This is a genomic window from Clostridium sp. ZBS15 (assembly GCF_023845705.1).
Classification (GTDB): domain Bacteria; phylum Bacillota; class Clostridia; order Clostridiales; family Clostridiaceae; genus Clostridium; species Clostridium aquiflavi.
This window is the reverse complement of the sequence record NZ_JAMQHY010000003.1, coordinates 84,808-109,589: the sequence shown is the minus strand read 5'-3', so window position 1 is coordinate 109,589 and position 24,782 is coordinate 84,808. Positions and strand designations below refer to the sequence as shown.

Below are 24,782 nucleotides of genomic sequence, written 5' to 3'. Positions count from 1 at the left end.
TAAAACTTTATATTATTATATGGAAATTAAAAACAAATTTACAATTATGTACTTAAAAAGATTGAAAATTCAAAATTGTAGGAATATAATAAAAAATAATAGAATATAAAATTAAATGTGTAAAAAATAACTTGAATTTATATTAACATTATAAAAACATAAAATGATTTACAATATAGACTAGATAAAAAGAGTAATTTACTGAATTAGTAGAACTAAAATACATTATATTAAAAAAGATTAAATATATTTTAATATTTTATTATATTTATTTTAGGGATCAATTAACTATTTTACTTTATGCATTAACAGTTATTGTAGCATATTAAATTATAGTCTTGTAAATATTAAAAAATTGTAGACATATATTTAATGATTCTAATATATTGTTAAATTAAAAAGTATGTATTGAAAATAGTTAACAATTAAAAAATGAGGGGGGACGTATAGGGGTGAAGTGTTAAATTGGGATAATGAAACAATATTAAAAGAAATTTTACAAAAGATAATAACTATTTATGTACTAAAAATTTAAATGAATTTTATTAAGAAAACATTACTGAAAAAAGCTATATTAAATTTAGTGCGACATTAAATCTAAATGCTGAAGTTAAGGTACTAATTTATTACTGATAGTAGATATATTTATTATTTTAATATATTTAATAAATTAAGAATTAACTGCTAAGTTTTATATTTAATTTTGAGTAAAGTTACTTATCTTCTTTGTAAACAATTACAAAATTAAAATGTAAATAGTTATTAATTCTATACAGTCAATTTAACTCGAGAAGAGATTAAGAGATTAGTTAAAATATTGTATAGGGGTGTAAAAATGAAAAAATCTTTAACAAAAATATTAGGAATTTCTTTATTAGCAGTTGCTATGATAGTAACTACTTTTCCAACCAATGTAAAAGCACTTGATTCAATTAACGAACCAACAATAGAGGAAGCGGCAGAAAGTGCAGATTCACAAACACAAAATAGTGTGATAGCAATACAAGAGTCATTAAATGAAGATGGAATTAATTTAGAAACATTAAAAGGAGATCACAATAATTATCCTATTGTATTAGTTCATGGATGCATGGGCTGGGGAAGAGATGAAAAATTAGGTTTTAAATACTGGGGTGGAACTGTAGATCTTCAAGAAAAAATGCGAGATGCAGGATATGAAGTTTATACTGCAGCAGTAGGACCTATTTCAAGTAACTGGGATAGAGCTTGTGAACTTTACGCTTATATAATGGGTGGTAGAGTAGATTATGGTGCATCTCATGCAGCAAAATATGGACATGATAGATATGGTAAGACATATCCAGGTATATACAAAAAAATAAGTAATGAAAATAAAATTCATATTGTTGGACACAGTCAAGGTGGACAAACAGTTCGTGCATTTACACAATTGTTAAATGAAGGTAGTGAAGAAGAAAGAAACTATGGTCAAAACGATATGTCACCACTATTTAATGGTGGTAATGATTGGATTCATAGCGTAACAACAATATCTACTCCAAATGATGGAACAACATTATCAGATTCAATACCATTTGTTGATTATATAACTCCGCTATGTGGTGTAGCTGGAGTATTAACAGGATCAAATAGTATTTTAAGTGATTATTTTGACTTTAAATTAGATCAATGGGGATTAGCAAAACAAGATCATGAAACTCAAGCACATTATATAGGACGTGTTTTAAGTAGTAGAATTTGGGAGAGGACTACAGATATATGTTCTTATGATTTAAGCACATATGGTGGAGAAGAATTGAATAAATGGGTAAAAGCACAACCAAATGTTTATTATTTCTCATGGACAACTAGTGCAACAAAACCATCAAAACTTACTGGACATCATATCCCTGAGCTAGGTGTTATGAATAAGAATTTCTATGTTAATTCACTTATGATGGGTAAATTTACTCGTAATGATAATTCAGGCAGACCCGTTATTGATAAGAGCTGGTGGCAAAATGATGGTTATGTAAACTGTATTAGCCAAAATGGTCCTAAATTAGGTTCAAATGATATTATAAGAGAATATGATGGTACACCTGTAAAAGGTCAATGGAATGCTATGCCTACACTTATAAATGTAGATCATGAAGATATAATAGGACGTTATGGTAATGTAACTCAATGGTATATTGATCGTTGTAAACAATTAAGCTCATTACCAGAATAATAGTTTAATATTTATTAAATAGACTTTTGCAAGCTAATCAATGACTTATATTTTTGATTAGCTTGTTTACTAAGATTAAAATTATATTTAAAAATAAAAAGATTATAGATAAAAAAATGATAAAAAATAGTTATATACAGGATCAAAAAAGTAAATAAATGTATAATAAAATCACATTATAATAAAATTTTGAAAAAAAACCAAAAAATATTGAAAATTCAAAAAACTAGGAATATAATTAAGTAAATTTCATAAAAAAGGATTTTTAGAAATAATACATAAAATTTTTAATTAGTTAAGTAATATCTATAAATAAAATCTTATTATTTTAAAATGATTAAATATATATTTTTATTTAATATATCTATTCTTAAAGATAAATTAACTATTTTACTTAACACAATTTAAATATGTAGTTAATAAATATATGAATAATATGTATACAAGCCTTTAAGTAAACGTTTAAATTAAGAGTAATGTTATTTTCATATATTTATATAATTAATTGTCACTTTTAACATATAAATAGTTAATAGTTTATAAAAAAGGGGGGGGACTTTAAAAAATTAATTAAACTATCAAATCAATAAACACTAGAAAAATTCTCTATAAATTAAAAATTCTAAATAACCTATAAAATTTAACACTGAGAAATTAATTAAAAAATAAAAATTCAACTTATTTATAGCAGTAGATATATTTTAAATTTTAATATATTTAATAAATAAGAATTATTAATATATTTTACATTTAATATAAAAGTAATGTAGACAAGTCTTATTACAAAGGTATTTTAATATCTAACTTTTAAATGTAAATATTTATTAATTCTATGCAGTTATTTAACAAGAGAAGAGATTAAGAGATTATTATGTTAAAAATATTGTATAGGGGTGTAGAAATGAAAAAGTCTTTAACTAAATTATTAGGAATTTCTTTATTAGCAGTAGCAATGACTGTAACCACTTTTCCTGCAGGGGTTAATGCTACTGAAATTACAGAAGGCTCATCAATTTTAACAGAATCAACACAGGCAATTGAAGCTGAAGAACCAATAGAAGCACTAGATACATCAAATTTAGACTCGACTTCACAAAGTAACGATTATCCAATAGTTCTAGTACATGGATTTATGGGATGGGGAAGAAATGAAGTAGCTGGATTTAAATACTGGGGAGGCGCTATAGACCTTCAAGAGAAAATGAGAGATAAAGGATATGAAGTTTATACAGCAACTGTAGCACCAGCTTCAAGTAACTGGGATAGAGCTTGTGAGCTTTATGCTTATATAGTTGGTGGAAGAGTAGACTATGGTGCAGCTCATTCTGAAAAGTATGGACATGCAAGGTATGGTAGAACATATCCAGGATTATATAATAAAATAAGTGATAAAAATAAAATTCATTTAGTTGGACATAGTATGGGTGGACAAACAGTGCGTACAATTACGCAACTTTTAAGTGAAGGTAGTGACGAAGAAAGAAACTATGATCAAAACAATCTTTCACCGTTATTTAAAGGAGGAAATGATTGGATTCGTAGTGTAACAACAATAGCAACACCAAATGATGGCACAACAGCAGCAGATGCTAATCCTGTAGTAGATGTTGTAAGCCCACTATTTGGAGTTTTAGGATCAGCAACAGGTCATAATTCTCTAGTTCAAAATGTATTTGATTTTAAATTAGATCAATGGGGATTAACAAAGAGGGACAATGAATCACAACTTCATTACCTTGGACGTGTATTAAGTAGCGATATTTGGAGTGGAACTAAAGATATTGGTACTTATGATTTAACAACATATGGAGCAGAAGAACTTAATAAATGGGTAAAAGCACAACCTAATGTTTATTATTTCTCATGGACAGTTTGTGGTACAAAGGAATCAATACTTACAGGTCACTCTATTCCGCAACCAGGAGTAATGAATTTAATGTTCTATAAGAATACTTTAGCAATGGGTAAATATACTCGTCATGAAAATGGTAAACCAATAATTAATAAAGATTGGTGGCCAAATGATGGTTATGTAAACTGCATAAGTGAAAATGGTCCTAAATTAGGATCTAATGATGTAATAATTGATTATAATGGAAATCCTGAAATAGGAAAATGGAATGCAATGCCTACACTTATAAATTTAGATCATGAAGATATAATAGGACGTTTTGCTAATGTTCAAGGATGGTATTTAAATCTTTGTAATCAATTAAGTTCATTACCAGAAAACAATTAAAAATTAAAGAATTTAGAGGGAAGTTAAATTCTCTCTAATTCTTGAAATAATGTCTTTGCTTTTAAATTACCTAAATTTAATTTTAATGAGGTGAAGTGTAATGAAGAGATCTTTAGTAAAAATTTTAGGAATTACTGCTTTAGCAATTTCAGTTGCTTTTACAAGTTTTTCAGCACCTGTTATGGCTGTTGAATCAACAAATTCAATTATTATAGAAGAGAGTAAATCATCTAATGATTTTATTTTGAATGAAATTGAAAATAGCACAAAAAATGAACCAACTATAGAAAATAATAAAGAGAATTTAAATGATGAAAGTTTAAATCATGAATCAAATAATAAAAAAGAAGAAGATCAGCTAAATGAAGTTAAAGAAATTTTAAAAGAATCAAAAACGGAGAATGAAGCTGAAGGTTTAGAAATACCAGATACAATAGAATTACCTAATAGTGAAGATTTCGATAGTAAATCAAAAGTTGAAGCTCAAGGTGAAATTATAGAACAAGAACCATTACAATATCCTGATATTAAAAGTGAAGTTATTGAGGAAGGAAACAAATATCCGATAGTATTAGTTCATGGATTTATGGGATTTGGAAGGGATGAATTATTAGGATATAAATACTGGGGTGGTATTGTTGATATTCAAGAAAGTTTGAGGAATCAAGGATACGAAACTTACACAGCAACAGTAGGTCCTGTTTCAAGTAACTGGGATAGAGCTTGTGAGTTATACGCATACATAGTTGGTGGAACAGTTGATTATGGTGCAGCACATGCTAAAAAATATGGACATGAAAGATATGGCAGAACTTTTGAAGGTATATATAAAGATGTAAGTGATGCTAATAAAATTCATCTTATAGGTCATAGTATGGGTGGACAAACAGTACGTACACTTACTCAACTTTTAAGTGAAGGTAGTGAAGAAGAAAGAAATTATGATCAAGAAAATATATGTGCTTTATTTATGGGTGGAAAACATTGGGTTAGAAGTGTTACCACAATATCAACACCTAATGATGGAACAACATTATCAGATGTAATGCCAGCAAAAAAATTGATAAATGTTTCATTGGGAATATTAGGAACAATAAATGGGAAAGATAATTTATCTAATTGTTTATATGATTTTAAATTAGACCAATTTGGACTAAAAAAACAACCTGGAGAATCATATATAAATTATAATAAAAGGGTTTTAGATAGTAATATATGGTCTGGAACAAAAGATATAGGACCATATGATTTATCAACTTATGGAGCTGAAGAACTAAATAAATGGGTAAAAGCTCAACCTGATGTATATTATTTTTCATGGGTAACAAAAGCTACAAAAAAATTATTAATAACAGGTTATGCTGTACCACAAATAGGTCCTATGAATCCATTATTTTATCCAAGTGCAACTAAAATGGGAAACTATACACGTAATTATAAAGGTCCTATTATAGATGACGAATGGTTTGATAATGATGGCATTGTAAATTCAATAAGTCAAGAAGGTCCTAGATTAGGTTCTAATGATGTGATTAAAAAATTCAACGGACAACCTAAAGTTGGTCAATGGAATGTTATGCCAACACTTATAAATACGGATCATATGGATATAGTTGGAACATTTGGTGATGTAGAAGATTGGTACATTGATTATGCAGAACAGTTAAGTAATTTACCTAGATAAAAAAATAAAATATAATTTACTAAAGAATAAAATACCTTGAACTGAAAATGGTTTGAGGTATTTTTGTTTATAAAAATGGTTAATTTTAGTTGTATTAAAAATAAAATATATATTAATATTAATAAAGAAGGAGGCGTTAATATGGTTATAGGAATTGGTCAAATTGATGTAATATGGGAAAATGAATTAATAAACATGAATAAAGTTGAAACTTTAGTTAAAGAAGCATCAAGAAAAAATGTAGAATTAATACTTTTTCCAGAAATGACTTTAACAGGAGTAACATTAAATATAAATAAGTTAACTTTATCACAAGATAAAATAATCGAATGGTGTCGTGAATTAGCTATAAAAAATAATATAAATATAGGTCTTGGATATGGTAAGAAAATTGATTCCAAGGCATTGAATAATTATCTTATAATATCTAATTTTGGAGAGGTTATATCTGATTATACTAAAATACACTTGTTTACATATGGTGGAGAGCCAAAAGCATATCATAATGGTATGAACATTCAAAATTATAAAATAGGACAATTTTCTTTAGCATCATTTATTTGTTATGACTTAAGGTTTCCTGAAATTTTTCAAGTAGCTGCAAGAAATACCCAGGCAATAACTGTCGCAGCTAATTGGCCAAAGTCAAAAATTGAAGAATGGATAAGCTTTTTAAAAGTTAGAGCGCTAGAAACTCAAAGTTATATTATAGGTATCAATAGATTAGGAGAAGGTGACGGAATAAAATATAATGGCCAATCTGCTATTGTTAGTCCATGGGGAGAGATATTAAATGATTTAAGCGATAAAGAAGAACTTATAATACAAGAAATTAAATTAGAGCAAGTATTTAAATCAAGAGCGAAATTTAATGTTAAAGATGACAGAAGAGAGGATCTATATAAAAAATATTATAGCTGACAATAAAGTCAGCTATAATTAAAAATTAGGTATGTGAATCAAAAATTAGTTTTTAAAAATTTATTAAAAGAAAATACAAAATTAAATTGACTTTCTAAATATAATTATATATTAGATAATACTTCTTCAATATGTCCTTTTACTTTAACTTTTCTAAATTCTTTAATAAGTATTCCGTTTTCATCGATTATAAAAGTGCTTCGTTCAATGCCAAGAACTTTTTTACCAAACATATTTTTTTCTTTTATAACATCATATAACTTGCAAACTGTTTTTTCTTCATCACTTAATAAGATAAATGGTAAATTAAATTTGCTTATAAATTTATTATGTGAATTTAAATTATCCTTACTTATTCCGATAACTACAGTATTTTTATTTTCAATAATATTATAATTATCTCTGAAATCACAAGCCTCAGCTGTACATCCAGGTGTATTATCTTTTGGATAAAAATACAAAATTACTTTTTTACCTTTATAATCATTTAAACTATGGATTTTTTCATCACACCCTTGAAGAGTAAAATTAGGAGCTAATTCACCTATGTTAATCATAATATTCACCTCCGAATATATTTAATATTATATAATAATAATTATTATTTATCAAGATATATAATATAATAATTATTACAAGGTAGTTTATACAGTAGTATATATTTACATAACTAAAATGGATGCTATAATTTAAGGTATATTACAGGGGGAATAACAATGATTAATGATAAGCTGTTAGAGAAAATAGATAATTTGGAAGAAGAACTTATAAACTTGTATCATATTTTACATCAAAATCCAGAACTATCAAATGAAGAGTTTGAAACTACAAATATGATAAAAAAATTACTACAAGAAGTAGATATAGATATTTTACATACTGATTTAAAGACAGGCCTTATAGCTGAAGTGAAAGGTAATCCTAATGGACCAATAGTTGCAATAAGATGCGATATAGATGCTCTACCTATAAAAGAAGAAAGTGTTTTGTCTTATAAATCTAAAAACAATGGTAAAATGCATGCGTGTGGTCATGATTTTCATATGGCAGCAATTTTAGGTGCAGCTTATTTAATAAAGAAAAGCCAAAGAGATTTAATAGGAACAGTTAAATTTATATTTGAGCCTAGTGAAGAAAGTTCAAAAGGAGCTAAAAAAATAATTGATACAGGAGCTTTAGATGATGTTGAAGCTATTTTCGGTTTGCATAATGTTCCTAATTTAGATGTTGGGATAATCGGAATAAAATCTGGAGCAATGACAGCAGCTGTGGATAGATTTGAAATAAAGATATCAGGTATTGGGAGTCATGCAGCAAAACCGGAAAAAAGCATTGATCCAATTATAATATCATCAAATATTATAAATGCTCTACAAACTATTATAAGTAGAAATGTAAGTCCAATTAATGATGCACTTTTAAGTATAACTCATATAGAAAGTGGGAATTCATGGAATATAATACCTGACTATGCTTATATGGAAGGAACAGTTAGAACATTAGATAAAGAAACAAGAGAGTTGATTCCAAAAAGAATGAGTAGTCTTATTAATGGAATAGCAGAGTCATTTGGAGGAAAAGCTGAATTCATATGGCATGAGGGACATCCAGCTACAAATAATGAAAAAGAATGGGTAAATATTGCATCTCAAATAGGAAAAAGAATGGGATATAAGGTAAGTGAAAATTCAATGGGATTAGAAGGAGAAGATTTTGCTTATTATCAAGAAACTATTCCAGGTGCATTCATAATTTTTGGAACAGGCAAATCATTTGCACATCATCACCCTAAATTTGCAGTAGATGAAAATGCAATAATAAATTGTGCTAAATACTTTGCTAATTTATCAGAAGAAGCTTTATCAATATTGGTTAAGAAAAGACATAAGTTATAAGAATAATACCTTAATAAATTTAAAATACTAAGTTTATTAAGGTATTTTTTTTTGTATAAGAAATTATAAAATATTAACATTCACTTAAAACATAGCTAAATTTAAAAATCTGGTAAAAAATATAATATTCTTGACAAATTTATAAACAAGTCTATAATTAGATATAAATACAGACCCCCTACACGGGGGTGGGAGGATAAAGCATGAGTGAAGAAAGAAAAAAAGCATTACAATCTTTAAAAACAGCAAAAGGACAAATTGAAGGGATAATAAAAATGATAGAAGATAATAGGTATTGTATAGATGTAGCAAATCAAATATTAGCTGCACAATCATTACTTAAAAAAGCTGATTTAATGATATTACAAGGGCATTTACGTCATTGTGTTAAAGAAGCATGTCTTAATAATAATCCTGATGAAAAGATAGAAGAAATGAATAAAGTATTAGAAAAAATACTTTCTAAGTAGGATTTAAAATATAATTTACAACATATTTTAAATGTGTTGATGTTATAGTATAAAAGCTCGTGGACTGAGAAATTTACTTTAAGAAATCTAAAAATAAAGATTAGTCTAATTAATGCGTGTTCCCAATGAAACATTGTGACAAGCAATTAATTCAACAAATCTTCATTAAGAATTCTAAAAAGCAAATTTCAATGCCACTGCGCCTATATACAATAACATCAATATTGCTAATAAATATATTTATAAAAAGAAAGGAATAATGTATGCAAAAAAAATCATTTAAGATTAATGGAATGACATGCTCAGCTTGTGCAAATAGAGTTGAAAGAGTTGTTGGAAAATTAGATGGAGTAGAAAAATCTAACGTTAATTTTGCAACTGAAACTCTTAGTGTTGAGTTTGATGAAAATAAACTACAAGATAAAGACATAGAAGAAAAAGTCGTAAAAGCTGGATATGGTGTTAAGAAAAATATAAAAACTTATAACTTAAAAGTAGAGGGAATGACTTGTTCAGCATGTGCAAATAGAGTTGAAAGAGTAACTAAAAAGCTAGAAGGTGTTCAGGAATCAAATGTTAATTTTGCTACTGAAAAGCTAACTATAGTGGTTGACGAAGATTTAGCAGGATATTCTGACATAAAAGCTGCTGTAGAAAAAGCAGGTTATAAAATTGAAAAAGAATATAAGGCTAAAGAAGATAATAAAGAGAGCAATCCAGCTAAAGAATTACTAAATAGATTTATAATTTCTGTGATACTAACAGTTCCATTACTAATAATTAGTATGGGGCATATGGTGGGAATGTATCTTCCAAGTATAATTGATCCAATTATCAATCCATTAAATTTTGCTTTAATACAAGTTGTATTGACACTTCCAGTTATGTTAGTTGGATATAAATTTTACAAAGTAGGAATAAAGAATCTTTTTAAATTAAGTCCTAATATGGATTCATTAATATCAATAGGAACCTTAGCAGCATTTTTATATGGAATATTTGCAATAGTTAAGATAAAGCAAGGTAATAGTGAATATGCAATGCATTTATATTTTGAATCAGCAGCTGTAATATTAACATTAATAACACTTGGTAAATGTTTAGAAGCTGTATCAAAAGGAAAGACATCTCAAGCAATAAAAGCATTAATGGGTTTAGCTCCTAAAAATGCTACTGTTATAAGAAATGGCATAGAAACTATTATTCCAGTTGAAGAAGTTGTTGCTGGAGACATTGTTTTAGTAAAACCAGGAGAAAAATTACCTGTAGATGGTGAAGTAATAGAAGGCATTACATCAATTGACGAATCTATGCTTACTGGTGAAAGTATTCCTGTAGAAAAAGAAACTGGAAGTACTGTTATTGGCGCAAGTATAAATAAAACTGGATTTATTAAATATAAGGCTACTAAAGTTGGAAAAGATACTGCATTAGCTCAAATTGTTAAATTAGTTGAAGAAGCTCAAGGATCAAAAGCACCTATAGCAAAATTAGCAGATGTTATTTCAGCATATTTTGTACCTATAGTTATAGGTTTAGCTATAATTTCAGCAATTGCATGGCTTTCAGCAGGAGAGTCAATGATATTTGCATTAACTATATTTATATCTGTATTAGTAATAGCATGTCCTTGTGCATTAGGTCTTGCAACACCAACAGCAATTATGGTTGGAACAGGAAAAGGTGCAGAAAATGGAGTTTTAATAAAAGGTGGAGAAGCTTTAGAGACAACATATAAACTAAACACAATAGTATTTGATAAAACAGGAACTATAACTGAAGGAAAACCTAAAGTTACAGATATTTTAGTTAATAATATAACTGAGAATGAAATATTAAACTTAGCAGCAAGTGCTGAAAAGGGATCAGAGCATCCTCTTGGAGAAGCAATTGTAAAAGAAGCTGAAGATAGAAAATTAAAATTAAAAGAAATTAATAAATTTAATGCAATCCCAGGTCATGGTATAGATGTATTAATTGACGAAAAAAATATTTTCCTGGGAAATAAGAAGCTAATGCAAGAAAAAAATGTAGATATATCGTCATTAGATGAACAATCAGAAAGATTGTCTAATGAGGGAAAAACACCTATGTATATATCAATAAATTCTGAATTAAAAGGCATAATAGCTGTTGCTGATACTGTAAAAGAAAATAGTAAAGAAGCTATAGAGAGTTTACATTCAATGGGGATAAAAGTTGCCATGATTACAGGTGATAATAAGAATACTGCAAACGTAATAGCTAAACAAGTTGGAATAGATATAGTTTTAGCAGAAGTATTGCCAGAAGATAAAGCAAATGAAGTAGCAAAATTGCAAAAAGATGGAGATAAAGTTGGAATGGTTGGAGATGGAATAAATGATGCTCCAGCTCTTGCTAAAGCTGATATTGGTATAGCAATTGGTTCAGGAACTGATGTAGCAATTGAATCAGCAGATATAGTTCTTATGAAAAGTGATTTAATGGATGTTACTACAGCGATAAAACTAAGTAAAGCAACCATTAGAAATATAAAAGAAAACCTAGCATGGGCATTTGGATACAATATATTAGGAATACCAGTAGCAATGGGAATACTACATATATTTGGTGGCCCATTACTAAATCCTATGATAGCTGCAGGTGCTATGAGTTTTAGTTCAGTATCAGTATTATTAAATGCACTAAGACTAAGGAACTTTAAAGCTTAATGTTAGACTAGCCATTATACTAAAATATAAATGATTATTTTAGGCTATGTTTTAAGTGAATGTTGATATTTTAGTATAAGGGCGAGCTGGCGTTGGAATTTGCTTTTTAGAACTCTTAATGAAGATTTGTACAATTAATTGCTTGTCAGCAATCTTTGATTGGGAGCATGCATTAATTGGACTAAGCTTTATTTTAGTGTTCTTAAAGTAAATTCCTCTGTCCATGAGCTTTATACTACAATATTCAACACTGTTTTAAAACATAGCCTTATTTTAAAGTGTAAATAGAAAATAATATTTTAAGGAGGAATAGATTTATGAAAAAGACAATTATAATTGAAGGAATGAGCTGTAATCATTGTGTAGGTCATGTAAAAGAGGCATTAGAAAACTTAGCTAATGTAACATCAGTAGAAGTAAATTTACAAGAAAAGTGTGCTACAGTAGAAACAAGTGAAAATGCTGATGTTTTAAAAGAAGCAATAGAAGAAGAAGGTTATGATGTTATAGAAATAAGATAAAGAAGATTTTTTAGACGTGAAAACAAAGTAGTTTTTTAATTAGGTTATGTTTTAAATCAATATTAATATATGCAATAGGAAAAGTGGAATTCTAAGTTCAATTACTTAGTCCACTTTTCATATGCATATATTAATTTGATAATAAGCATAGCTGTTTTATTATTCGTAATATTATTCTTAAAATTTTAAGTTGAATTTTAAGAATAATAAGTTTATACTTTAATTATATTACTATAAAAAGGAGTGATATTAATGCATATTAAACCTGTATCTGATTTAAGAAATTATAATGAAGTATTAAAGGATTGTGGTAACGGTGAACCAGTTTTTTTAACTAAAAATGGACATGGACGTTATGTATTATTAGATATTAATGAGTATGAAAAACAAAAAGAAACAATTAAACTATTTTCTAAATTAAAAGAGGCAGAAGATGCTATACAGACAGGTGAAGAATGGTTATCTATAGATGAAGTAAAAAAGAACTTGGGGGTATAAACTTGGAATACACATTAAGAATTAACCCTAAAGCACAAGAGGATTTACAAAATATAAAAATGTATATAGAAATAGATAATCCAAGTATTGCAAAAAAAATTATATTGCAAATATTAGATAAGATTGATAATTTAAAGAAGTTTCCGTATATGGGTAAAATGCTAATGTATAAAATAGAAGTTAGTACTAAATATAGATATATTATTGTAGATAATTATTTGGTATTTTATTTAATAGAAGGTAATATAATATCGATTAATAGAGTATTACATGGAACTAGAGATTATAAGACATTATTTATTAATTCTGTATTTATTAATTCTGTTAATTAGATAAGAAAAAGAGTATATTTTAATTAGGTTATGTTTTACTAACATGTTGATATATGCAATAGGAAAAGTGGACTAATTTCAATTACTTAGTCCACTTTTCGTATGCATATATTAACATATTTTAAAGTATAATGGTTAATTAAAAATAGATAGTTATGAATTAATCTTTCACAACTGATCTAATTAAGTTATAGTCATTATCATTTGCTTCAACGAATCCATTAACTGGTGTAGTTATACCTTGGAAATTGTTGAAGTGTACAAAGGCATTTTTAATAGATTCTGCTCTGTCTAAATCCATATCTGGACTAACAGCAATAGCATCTTTTTGAATATTATCAGTCATAGAAACTATAATTAAATCATCTAAATTAATACCATTTTCTTTTGCTTTATCAAGAGCCTCATTATAAGTTGCACCAGCATCAAATGATCCATTTAAAACTCCATTTATTACATTATCATGGCTTCCAGCAAAAGAAACATTAGAGAATAATCTATCAGGATCCATTTTATTTGTTTTTAAAATATGTCTAGCATATAAGTATCCTGATGCACTATTTTTATCTACATAAGCAAAGCTCTTGCTTTTCAAATCTGCTAATGTTTTAATTCCAGAATTTTTGTTAGCTATTATATATCCATTATAATAAGTTTTGCCATTAACTCTAGGGGTTACCAGTGGTGTGACATTTGCTTTGTTTTTAGCTATAACATAAGCAAATGGTGAAAACCAACCCATATCAATAGTACCTTTTTTGATTTGATCGCTAAGAGCATCATAATCTTTAACAATTATCATTCTTGGAGTTAAGTTGATTCCTTTAAGTAATCTTTCTAGGATAGGAAGATACATCTTCTTTATATCAGCAGGAGATGTGAAAGGATTAATACCAACTATAACTTCATTTTCTCCTTTAAGGTGACTCATTTGATATTGTAAATTTTCAGATACACTACTTAGTGCAGCACAATAATCAAGTAATTGATCAGTTTTATTTTCATGTCTTTCAATCATATCTATTGAGTCAAGAGTTTCTCTATTTGTATCCTCTATAGTATGAGTTAAATGTGTAAGAGCTTGTTCAATATCAAATGCAATTTGAGTATTTGATTTTGATACATCTGTTAAATTTAAAATAGAAGTCTTAATATGTCCCATAGCTACATAGCTGTCAGATAAAATTTCAATAGTTTCATTAGAAATAGAATCAAGTTCAGTTATTGTTTTTTTAGAATTCTCAGTAGCTGAATTAGTATCAGTTATATTATCAAGAAGATCTTTAACTATACCATCTATTTCTCTTGCAAATTTATCTGTTTCATCAGCAAGTTTTCGTATTTCATTAGCTACAACAGCAAAGCCTCTTCCTGCTTCACCAGCACGAGCAGCTTCAATTGATGCATTTAAAGCAAGTAAATTTGTTTGACTAGAAATATCATGTATGTATTCAACAAATTTAATTATGCTTTTTGAAGAATCATGTAATTTTGAATTTATTTGTAAAGAATCATCAGAAATTATTTTCATTTCTGATAATAGTGAAATTATATTACTAATAGAAGTTTTACTTTTTTCAAGTACTGTAAGGGTATCATTTGTTTCGGTTTCTACAGTTGATATACTTTCATCAATTTTTTCACAACTAGAAACAACTTCATGTATACCAGATTCAACAGTTTCAATACATGCTAAGTTAGTAGTAGAAAAGTCAGAGATAACTTTATTTTTTTCAACTAAATGAGAAAATGCTTCTTTACTTTGTTTTGAAATCCATAAAAGATGTTCAACATCAAATCCCATTGTTTCAATCATAGAGTGTACATTTTTAAATACTGTATCCTTATCATTTGATAAATCGTTATCATCACTATTATCATTGGATTTAGATTTATCACAGTAATATAAATAAGAAATTATTATAAGCAGAGTAATTAGTGATAAAGATAATTCTACAATAGAGTTATCTGTACCAAAAGCGATAAAGATGTTACATAATATACCTAATATTATTGGAAATAAGTACTTATTTAATTTCATAAGTTTTTCCCCCTTGTTTTATGTAATAATAAGGTCAAAATATAAATACAAGTAAATTATCCCACAAAGGTAATTTAAATTCAATATTAACAATGAATTACTTGAGTACAAAAGTATAAATAGTGTTTTAAAAGATATACATTATATTACCTAATATAATAATAGGGAAATTTTTAGTATTGTGTTGATATGTGCATAAGCAAATTGGACGGAGTAATTGAACTTTATCTATTGCATATATCAACATATATTTAAAATACAACCAATAATAAAAATAAAATTTATGGATTAGAAAAACAAAGAAAAAGCGAGATAAAACTAGAAAAATATGTGAAGAATTAATCTTTAGATTAATAAATTAACTTGCAAAAATATACGAACGTATGTACGATATAGATATAGAATTTAAAAAAATAAACTTAAACTATATTGTTCATATATAGTTTATTAATAAAATAAATACAATAAGTTTAGCTTGGGCTACACTACATATATTTGAAAGGTGGTCAATTCTCATGGAAATTATAAAATCTAAAATAACATTAAAAGAAGTAATAGGAATGGATTTAGCAATAAAAAAAATAATAAATAAGATTGAAAAAAAAGATTATAATAATGATTTATGGTGGAAAGAAAGCTCTCTATATGAAAGTGCTAGTATGATTAGTAATGCAGAAAAAAGAGGCGAAGAGCGTGGAAAAAAAGAAAAATCATTAGAAATTGCAAGTAAATTATTATTGATGGGATTAAATTTAGAAGAAATTGCAGAGGTTATAGGGTTACCAGTTAATGAATTATTATATGAAGTAAAATAATAGTTTAAATATGAGTTGAATATTTTATTTCAGACAAGAAGGTAAAATTAATTTATAATTTTTAGGCTATGTTTTAGCAGAGTGTTGATATATGCATAAGCAAAGTGGGCGGAGTAATTGAACTTAAGAACACTAAAATGAGTATAGTCCCATTTTAGCTTGTTCCCAATATAAAATTAGGACAAGCAGTAAATGTAACAATACTCATTAAGGGTTCTAAAAGTCCATTTACAATGCCACTTCACCTATTGCATATATCAACACTGTTTTAAAACATAGCCAATTTTTAAAATAGAGTTATTGAATTTAGTAATATGAATTCAATGGCTCTTTTTCTGTGTAAGTTACTTTTAAAATCCTCTGCCTATAAGCTTTATGAGCAATATCAATTTTTTTATATAGTACATTTATTTTGAGACATAGCAACTATTATAGAAAAAATTTTAGTAACTATTGACTATAGTGTTCATACTGTATATAATACAACATATACAGTACATACTTTAAGGAGGAAAAACTGATTGAAGATATTATTATCTAATAAATCTGATTTACCTATTTATGAGCAGATAAAAACACAGATTAAGGAACAGATAATGTCTGGTAAAATTGCAGAAAATGAATTTTTACCATCAATAAGACAATTAGCTAAGGATTTAGGTATAAGTGTTATTACAACAACTAGGGCATATTCAGATTTAGAAGAAGAAGGATTTATAGCAACTATTAGGGGAAAGGGAAGTTTTGTACTTCCTAAGGATAATGAAATGGTAAAAGAGCAATATTTAAAAAGAATTGAAGACGCTTTTACTACTGCAATTGAAAATGCAAAATTAGCAAAGGTTTCAAAAAGTGAACTTATTATCATTTTAGAAAATTTGATTGAGGAGGATAAGTAATGAATGCACTTGAAATAAGCAATTTAAATAAAAAATTTAAAGATTTTAGCTTAGAAAATATAAATTTAAGCTTACCTAAGGGATATATATTAGGGTATGTAGGGCAAAATGGGGCAGGAAAGACTACAACTATAAAACTTATTATGCAGCAGTTAAAAGCAGATAGTGGAGAAATAAGTGTATTTGGAAAGAAGTACAAAGGAAATGAAGTTGAATTTAAAGATATGATTGGATTTGTGGGGGATGAATGTTACTTCCCACAAGGTTTTAAGTTAAAAGACGTGATTAATACATTAAAAGATTTTTATCCATCATTTAATGAAGATAAATTTAATTATTATATAGATTTATGGGAATTGCCAAAGGATAAAAAGATTAAAGATTTTTCAAAAGGTATGAAAATAAAACTAACATTTGCAAGCATATTTGCTAGAAAGACTAAGTTACTTATATTAGATGAACCAACAAGTGGTCTTGATCCTGTAATTAGAAATGATATTTTAGAGTTACTACAGGAATATATAGAAGATGGTGAAAAGAGCGTATTATTTTCTACACATATTACAAGTGATTTAGAAAAGATAGCTGATTATATATTTTTTATAAATAAAGGAAAGATGATATTTAATGATACTAAAGACAACATCTTAGAAAAACATTTTGTGGTCAAAGGTGGAAAAGAGGACTTAACTACTAATATCAAGGACAAATTGATAGGATATAAAAAATCAAATGTTGGATTTCAAGGGGTAATATATGCTGAGGATAAAAAATATTTAGATGATGAATTACTAATTGAAAAACCATCTATTGAGGAAATAATTGTATTTTATATAAATAGTGGAAAGGAGGATAAATAATGAATGCTATAAATTATTTAAAGTTTGATTTTAGAATAATAAAAGGAAACTTGAAGTATTATTCATTGTTTTTTATAGCCTTTGCCATATCAATGCTTTATTCAGAGAATAATATTAATGCAATGAGTTACTTATTCTTTGTTTTAATTATTGTTGCAATATTACCATTTAGTTCAGAAGGCAATAAAAAAAGTACAGAAATGTATTATATGTTTCCGTCTAAAACATCAAGTATGGTAATGGGAAGATTTTTATATTTAATAATATTAAATATTATTGTATGGGTGATAGAAATTTCTACAATGATACATTTTTATAATATTGGTTCAATCGAGATGTCTGAAATTATTTTAATATGTTTTGCAGGGATAATTGCTACAATCGTATGCATGATTCAGTATTCTGTTTATTATAAATTTGGAATGGAAAAGGGAAGAGCTATTCTAATGCTAGTATATATGGTTCCAGCATTTTTTATATTTGCATTACCATCTATATTAAGTGAAAGAACTATTCCTAATAATATATTAAATCTTATGATAGCTAATAAAACAATTATAGGAATTACATCTATTATTACAATAATAGTTGTCGGAGCAATATCATACTTAATATCATGCTATATTTGTGAAAATAAAGATGTATAGAAACAATTATAAAATTAAGGTTAATTTAAGGAAATGTTGATATGCGTATCAGGAAAATTGAGTTATAATAGGATAATAAAGACAGTAAAATTATTAAATAATGTTAATACTTCTTAATTTGAAATAAAACTTATTAAGGCAAATAATATATTTATTTAAAAGAAAAAAATTATCTGATTTTTAATATGTTTTAGATTAAGCTTAAGATATTATAAATTGAATTAATTTAAAAACAAGTATAAATAGGGGGTAAAAAAATGAAACTTAAAAAAACATTATCAATTGTTATGGCAGCAACATTATCTATTTTTACTATTGCAGGATGTAGCGAGCAAGGAAAGAATTATTCAAAAGAATTAAATAATTTAACAAAATGGGAGGCAACATCTTCAGAATTTACAGGAGAAATGTCTATAGAAGCTAATGGAGAAAATGAAAACTTCACATTTTCTGGTACAAGCTATATGAAAGGACAAACTCAAGGTCATATGAACTTTAAGTTTAATAGTAAGTCAGGAAAAATAAATATACCAGAATTAGATATGTATTTAGATAACGGAATATCATATATTAGCAAGAATTATTATACACAAAATTTCACACTAAATGGAATAGAAGCGCCAAAGAGTATTAGTAATATATCTGCTGACTATATTGGAATAGATTCAGGATTAGATATGAATTCATTAATAGAATTAACTAAGTCACCTGACTATTTATCAAATTTATCTACTCAATTATTCGGAAAAAATAATGATGTAGAGATACCAATGAAACAAAATGGTAGAGAATATTCTGTAAATATGGATAGTGATCAAATAGTTGACTTAGTATCAAAAGGAATATCAGGTTTATCAGAAAACTTAGATAATAGTAATTCTACATTTAAATTAGGACTAAATGAAGAAATGATAAAAACATTAAAAGAGGGTGTAAAAGATCCTTCATTTAAAACAATGTTAGAACAAGCAAAACCTATGCTTAATGGATCAAATATTTCTACTAAAGAAAAGTTTACTGATGATAGCTATACTGCAGAATTTAATATGAACGTGCAAATAGCTGGTATGGCAAAAATAAATATTAAAGTTAACTCTACTAGTAAGAAGGCAGAAGTAAAAGATGTTTCAATGCCAGTTAATAGAGTAACTTTCACACAAGAACAATTTATGAATATGATGATTCCAGAAGATACTCAAGCTAAATAAGAAATAATTTTTAAAAATATAAATTTGAATAAGATAAACCAATTTAAGTTGAGAGAACATCAATTTAAATTGGTTTATTTTTTTATTATAAAGTTAATTTTATATTTATTATGAAATGGTTTTATAATAATAAAAATTAAAAAATAATTCCAATTTTAATAAAAGGGGTTAAATGAAAAACTAACTTCCGTTTTAGCGTAAGCAATTGTAACTGCAAGGGTAAAGTCAGTTTTTAGAATTAAATTTAGTGGTAAAAAGACCTAAAATAAGCTATAATTTTCATAATATAATCTTTTTTTAGGGTTTATAAGCAGGCTTAATAAGCCTACGGAAATCGGTCTGCAAAACTAAGTTCCGTTTGCTTCAACTTTGCATTATTAAGTTCCGCTGATACTTGCCCTAAATTTTTGATATATTATTTATTAAATAGTGCAGGTTTTAGATGTACCTCATCTGCATGGATATGTTTTAATGATAACTTGTCTAATATTGAGACATCTAACAACATTTGGGCTAGTTTAAATGGTGTATTTCCGTTTAAGCTAGCTCTTGCTGTACTATTAATATGGTTCATCATTAAGGTAATATCTTCTTGAGTCCTATTATTCAAAGATTTTCCTTTAGGTATTATATACCTTATGTATTCATGATTTTTTTCTACGTGTGGCTTCTGATAAGAAGCCATAGGATTACAGTAGAATATTTTAGTTCTTTGATTTCCTTCAGTATCTAATTCTAGATCTTCCGGATTTTTAAATTCCGAGCCGTTATCTGTTAGAACAACAGGAAAGCTACGTTTAAATACTTCATGGTCTAACACCTCATATAGCTTATCTATGGCATCTTTAACATCAATCTGGCTACAGCTATCTATAATAAAAGCAAGCATTAAAGAACAGTTTCTAAACATAAAAGTGAGAAGCACTTTGCCACTTCGTGTGCCGTGTACTGTATCCATTTCTACAACTGGTGTATTGGGGTTGTTTTCAAGAAATTTAACAAAATCCTCGAAAGTTCGTCCAATCCTGTGCGCTGAATCTTTTACTACAGGAGATGTAGATTTTTTTCTTGGCTTATACTTTACTTTTCTAGGTAGATCAATATTCCTAGCTGTAAAAGCATTTTTGTCAAAATAATGATATAATGTTCTTTCACAACAATTTATCTCATGCTTATGATGAGTAAAAATATGAGATATTGACTGTCCTTTCAAAATAAGTGGTGAAATTATTTCATCTAGCTTTTTTAGTTCATCTGAAGTTAGATTAAGTCCTTCTCGAGTTGTGACTAATACTTCCTTATACTTTGTATCTGCAACTTTAGCTTTATAGTAGCTCTTTTCATCGGTGCACGTAGTGACTGTGCTGCAACTGTTGCAGACATATGGGTAACGGTTAAGTTTAGTGCACTTCTTGATTGAATAATCATTACAAGATCTATAACAGTTTATGAACCTACATTTCTTACACTGCTTGCCGCAACGACTATTGCACAAGTTTGTCTTAGTACAATTTTTTCGATTTTGACATGGCTGTAAATCATTTTCTTTTTTCTTGCTTACTCTAAGAAATCTATTTCTTTTAATTTCCTTAGAGATAGTAGTTGGATCTTTACTAACTCTTTTCGCAATTTCTTTTAATGTGAAATTATTATCTAAGCCATATTCAATTATAATGCGATCTTCTATTCTAAGGTGTTTCCCTTTGCATAATTCATTGTTTGACATAATTAATCCTCCTAAATATGCTCAGGACAAATATCAATTTTATTATATCAAACACTTTGCAAAAGTAAGTTCAGCTTAGTTAAAAAAACGGAAATTACTATTTCAATTTACGTTTTAATAAAAGGTTGGTATAATTATATTAACAAATAGAAGTAAAAAATATAATAAAAGTAAAAAATAATAAATTATAGAATAAAAGTTGGAAACTGTGAATAGTTCTCTTAATTTGGGCACCTTGAGGATTATGAGTTAATGGTGCACCCGGCCAACAAATTAGTTAAATTAATTAATTTAACTAATTTGTTGGTTTTTTCTATATATAAATATATTTAATTAAAAACATTGGAATTGGAGTGGGAGGAATATGAATGTTAAATTATGGATTAGTAATTATATTAGGATTAGTTATAGGTAGTTTTTTAAATGTATGTATTTATAGAATTCCACTTGAGCAATCAATTTCTTATCCACCATCTCATTGTGCAAGTTGCAATCATAAATTAAAACCAATAGATTTAGTTCCAATATTTAGTTACTTATTTTTAAAAGGTAAATGTAGATATTGTAAAGAAAAAATTTCAATAATATATCCATTAGTGGAAATACTTAATTCCATATTGTATATTATTATATTTTTAAATTATGGATTAAGTTTAGAATTTTTTAAATATAGTATATTAAGTTCATTATTAATAGTAATAGGAATAATAGATTATAAAACTCAAGATATATATACATCAACTATAATATTTGGAACAATATCTAGTGTGATTTTTATGATAATAGATTATTTAGTTAATAAAAATGCAATTTCAACTTATATTTTAGGAGGAATAATTGGATTCTTAGCATTAGGAATTATAGTTATAATAACTAAAGGTATGGGCATTGGAGATGCTGAAATTACATTAGTTTGTGGTTTGTTTTTAGGAATAAGGGGAGTAATTGTGACTTTGTTTTTAGGAATAATAATAGGGGGAATAGTTGCAGTTATTATTTTAGCTTTAAAACTAAAAGATGCAAAAGATTCAATGGCATTTGGTCCGTTTTTATCCATAGGCGCAATTATGTATATGTTATGGGGAGACATGATAATAAATATTTATTTTAGAATAGTAGCAATAATATAGGCTATGTTCTAAGTGAATGTTGATATTTTAGTATAAGGGCGAACTGGCATTGGAATTTGCTTTTTAGAACTCTTAATGAAGATTTGTACAATTAATTGCTTGTCAGCAATTTTTAATTGGGAGCATGCATTAATTGGACTAAGCTTTATTTTAGAGTTCTTAAAGTAAATTCCTCTGTCCATGAGCTTTATACTACAATATCAACACTGTTTTAAAACATAGCCATAATATAAAATATTTTTAAATATAGGAGAGATTGTAATATAAGAAATAGAAGAGAGTGGGTGAATGTTTCATGGCAATTGAAAAAAAAAGATTAGGTAATATTCTTATAAATGCAGGAAAAATAAATAGTTATCAGTTGCAAGAAGCATTAAAATCACAAAAAATTCTTGGGAAAAAACTAGGAGAGATACTAGTAGATAGTAATGTTATTACAGAAGAAGAAATAATAGAGTCTGTTGAACAACAAACAGGAATAAAAAAGGTAGACTTAAATACAATAAGCTTTGATAAAAAAGCAATATCAATAATACCTAAAAACTTATGTAACAAATATTCACTAATACCTTTCGGATTTGATAATAATAAAATAAAAGTAGCTATGGTAGATCCACTTAATATTTTTGCAATAGATGATGTTGCAATCTCAACGGGTTTTGAAATAGAAACATTCATATCTAAAAAGAATGACATAAAAAAATTCATAGAAGTATATTATAGTAGTCAGCAAATTAGTATGGCTGCTAAACAGCTAGCTCAAGAAAGTTCAGAGTTAAAAAAGAAAAATATTATAAATATTGAAGAAATAGATGATGTAAAGAATGCACCTGTTGTAAAAATGGTTGAATATCTGTTCAAAAATTCAATAGAGATGAATGCATCAGATATACATATAGAACCATTTGAAAATGAGATAAGAATAAGGTATAGAATAGATGGACAATTACAAACAGTAAATGTTTTAAATATAGATAGTTTAGGTCCATTGATAACAAGAATAAAAATTCTTGCTGGGCTTAATATAGCAGAAAAAAGAATACCTCAAGATGGAAGAATAATGGCGAATATAGGAGAAAATGATGTAGATCTTAGGGTATCAATATTGCCAGTAGTACATGGAGAAAAAGTAGTTATAAGAATATTAAATACATCTAATTATAATGTAAGCAAGGATAAATTAGGTATAAATGAAAAAAATTTAAACAAAATAGATAAAATAATATCAAATCCATATGGCATAGTATTAGTTACTGGTCCAACAGGTAGTGGAAAATCAACAACATTATATAGTATTTTAAGTGAATTAAATTCTACTAATGTAAATATAGTTACAGTAGAGGATCCTGTTGAATATACTTTACCAGGAATTAATCAAGTTAATGTAAATACAAGAGCAGGACTTACATTTGCAAGTGGACTTAGAAGTATATTAAGGCAAGATCCAGATATAGTTATGATTGGTGAAATACGAGATAATGAAACAGCAGAAATAGCTATAAAAGCAGCTATAACAGGACATTTAGTATTAAGCACACTCCATACAAATGATGCACCATCATCAATAGTAAGACTTATAGATATGGGAATAAAACCATATTTAGTTTCTACTTCACTTGTTGGAATATTAGCTCAAAGGCTAGTGAGAAAGATTTGTGATAAATGTAAAGTATCTTATGAAGCTAGTAAATATGAAAAGGAAATATTAGGAGTAAAATCAGGAGAAAAATTAACTTTATATAAGGGTGAAGGTTGTGGATATTGTAATAATACAGGATATTCAGGAAGAACTGGTGTATATGAAATTATGGAAATGACAAGAAAGCATAGAGAGGCTATAAATGATGGAGCTAATTCTGATATTTTAAGAGATATATCACTGAAGAATGGTATGACAACTTTAGGAATGGAGTGTATAGACTTAGTTGTTAAAGGAATAACTACAATAACAGAACTTGCTACAGTAACGCTTATAAAAGAACAGTAATATTAATTATATTTTAAATTAT

General features: G+C 27.1%; 20 protein-coding genes and 1 riboswitch. Of the genes, 17 read left to right on the top strand and 3 right to left on the bottom strand.

The window, feature by feature from the left end:
• Nucleotides 1-835: 835 nt before the first annotated feature.
• From NG904_RS01830 to NG904_RS01815, 4 genes are all read left to right on the top strand, one after another.
• Nucleotides 836-2,194 (top strand): esterase/lipase family protein, encoded by a 1,359-nt coding sequence (locus NG904_RS01830; protein ID WP_252229415.1) that lies wholly within the window; start codon nt 836-838, stop codon nt 2,192-2,194.
• A gap of 901 nt (nt 2,195-3,095) precedes the next feature.
• Nucleotides 3,096-4,433 carry an esterase/lipase family protein gene (locus NG904_RS01825; protein ID WP_252211663.1) on the top strand — a complete coding sequence of 446 codons (1,338 nt, stop codon included), beginning with the start codon at nt 3,096-3,098 and terminating at the stop codon, nt 4,431-4,433.
• Between the two features lie 100 nt (nt 4,434-4,533).
• On the top strand, nt 4,534-6,117 hold the full coding sequence (locus NG904_RS01820) for an esterase/lipase family protein (RefSeq protein WP_252211664.1): 1,584 nt from the start codon (nt 4,534-4,536) through the stop codon (nt 6,115-6,117).
• A 141-nt stretch (nt 6,118-6,258) separates the two neighbouring features.
• Entirely contained in the window at nt 6,259-7,038 is a 780-nt protein-coding gene (locus tag NG904_RS01815; RefSeq protein WP_252229412.1) for a nitrilase-related carbon-nitrogen hydrolase, read from the top strand.
• A 104-nt stretch (nt 7,039-7,142) separates the two neighbouring features.
• Here NG904_RS01815 and bcp read toward each other — a convergent pair whose 3' ends face one another.
• Nucleotides 7,143-7,595 (bottom strand): thioredoxin-dependent thiol peroxidase, encoded by a 453-nt coding sequence (gene bcp / locus NG904_RS01810; RefSeq protein ID WP_252229410.1) that lies wholly within the window; start codon nt 7,593-7,595, stop codon nt 7,143-7,145.
• 159 nt (nt 7,596-7,754) lie between these two features.
• Here bcp and NG904_RS01805 point away from each other — a divergent pair, with 159 nt between their 5' ends.
• The 6 genes from NG904_RS01805 to NG904_RS01780 all read left to right on the top strand — a co-directional run bounded on the left by NG904_RS01805 (nt 7,755) and on the right by NG904_RS01780 (nt 13,447).
• Nucleotides 7,755-8,933 carry an amidohydrolase gene (locus NG904_RS01805; RefSeq protein ID WP_252224027.1) on the top strand — a complete coding sequence of 393 codons (1,179 nt, stop codon included), beginning with the start codon at nt 7,755-7,757 and terminating at the stop codon, nt 8,931-8,933.
• Between the two features lie 203 nt (nt 8,934-9,136).
• A complete protein-coding gene (locus NG904_RS01800; protein ID WP_252211668.1) occupies nt 9,137-9,403 on the top strand; it encodes a metal-sensing transcriptional repressor in 267 nt (88 codons plus the stop codon).
• A 263-nt stretch (nt 9,404-9,666) separates the two neighbouring features.
• Nucleotides 9,667-12,096 (top strand): heavy metal translocating P-type ATPase, encoded by a 2,430-nt coding sequence (locus NG904_RS01795; protein ID WP_252229408.1) that lies wholly within the window; start codon nt 9,667-9,669, stop codon nt 12,094-12,096.
• A 317-nt stretch (nt 12,097-12,413) separates the two neighbouring features.
• On the top strand, nt 12,414-12,617 hold the full coding sequence (locus NG904_RS01790) for a heavy-metal-associated domain-containing protein (protein WP_252229406.1): 204 nt from the start codon (nt 12,414-12,416) through the stop codon (nt 12,615-12,617).
• Nucleotides 12,618-12,869: 252 nt separating this feature from the next.
• The gene (locus tag NG904_RS01785) at nt 12,870-13,115 is read left to right on the top strand and encodes a type II toxin-antitoxin system Phd/YefM family antitoxin (RefSeq protein WP_252229404.1); all 246 of its coding nucleotides are present in this window, start codon (nt 12,870-12,872) and stop codon (nt 13,113-13,115) included.
• Nucleotides 13,116-13,117: 2 nt separating this feature from the next.
• Nucleotides 13,118-13,447, top strand: a complete 330-nt coding sequence (locus NG904_RS01780; protein WP_252229402.1) for a type II toxin-antitoxin system RelE/ParE family toxin — start codon at nt 13,118-13,120, stop codon at nt 13,445-13,447.
• A gap of 160 nt (nt 13,448-13,607) precedes the next feature.
• Here the strand turns inward: NG904_RS01780 and phnD are convergent, their stop codons facing one another.
• Nucleotides 13,608-15,488, bottom strand: a complete 1,881-nt coding sequence (gene phnD, locus NG904_RS01775; protein ID WP_252224032.1) for a phosphate/phosphite/phosphonate ABC transporter substrate-binding protein — start codon at nt 15,486-15,488, stop codon at nt 13,608-13,610.
• A gap of 515 nt (nt 15,489-16,003) precedes the next feature.
• Here phnD and NG904_RS01770 point away from each other — a divergent pair.
• From NG904_RS01770 to NG904_RS01750, 5 genes are all read left to right on the top strand, one after another.
• Nucleotides 16,004-16,303 carry a hypothetical protein gene (locus NG904_RS01770; RefSeq protein WP_252211672.1) on the top strand — a complete coding sequence of 100 codons (300 nt, stop codon included), beginning with the start codon at nt 16,004-16,006 and terminating at the stop codon, nt 16,301-16,303.
• A 521-nt stretch (nt 16,304-16,824) separates the two neighbouring features.
• A complete protein-coding gene (locus NG904_RS01765; protein WP_252229400.1) occupies nt 16,825-17,202 on the top strand; it encodes a GntR family transcriptional regulator in 378 nt (125 codons plus the stop codon).
• A complete protein-coding gene (locus NG904_RS01760; protein ID WP_252229398.1) occupies nt 17,202-18,062 on the top strand; it encodes an ABC transporter ATP-binding protein in 861 nt (286 codons plus the stop codon). The genes NG904_RS01765 and NG904_RS01760 overlap by 1 nt, the downstream gene beginning before the upstream one ends.
• A complete protein-coding gene (locus tag NG904_RS01755; RefSeq protein ID WP_252229396.1) occupies nt 18,062-18,709 on the top strand; it encodes an ABC-2 transporter permease in 648 nt (215 codons plus the stop codon). The genes NG904_RS01760 and NG904_RS01755 overlap by 1 nt, the downstream gene beginning before the upstream one ends.
• Nucleotides 18,710-18,966: 257 nt before the next feature.
• The gene (locus NG904_RS01750; RefSeq protein ID WP_252211676.1) at nt 18,967-19,917 is read left to right on the top strand and encodes a hypothetical protein; all 951 of its coding nucleotides are present in this window, start codon (nt 18,967-18,969) and stop codon (nt 19,915-19,917) included.
• A 415-nt stretch (nt 19,918-20,332) separates the two neighbouring features.
• Here the strand turns inward: NG904_RS01750 and NG904_RS01745 are convergent, their stop codons facing one another.
• Nucleotides 20,333-21,643, bottom strand: coding sequence for an IS30 family transposase (locus tag NG904_RS01745; RefSeq protein ID WP_252229394.1), 1,311 nt, complete (start codon nt 21,641-21,643; stop codon nt 20,333-20,335).
• Between the two features lie 192 nt (nt 21,644-21,835).
• Nucleotides 21,836-21,919, top strand: a riboswitch (cyclic di-GMP riboswitch).
• A gap of 92 nt (nt 21,920-22,011) precedes the next feature.
• Here NG904_RS01745 and NG904_RS01740 point away from each other — a divergent pair.
• On the top strand, nt 22,012-22,773 hold the full coding sequence (locus NG904_RS01740) for a prepilin peptidase (protein ID WP_252229392.1): 762 nt from the start codon (nt 22,012-22,014) through the stop codon (nt 22,771-22,773).
• Between the two features lie 295 nt (nt 22,774-23,068).
• Nucleotides 23,069-24,760 (top strand): GspE/PulE family protein, encoded by a 1,692-nt coding sequence (locus NG904_RS01735; protein WP_252229390.1) that lies wholly within the window; start codon nt 23,069-23,071, stop codon nt 24,758-24,760.
• Nucleotides 24,761-24,782 lie beyond the last annotated feature (22 nt).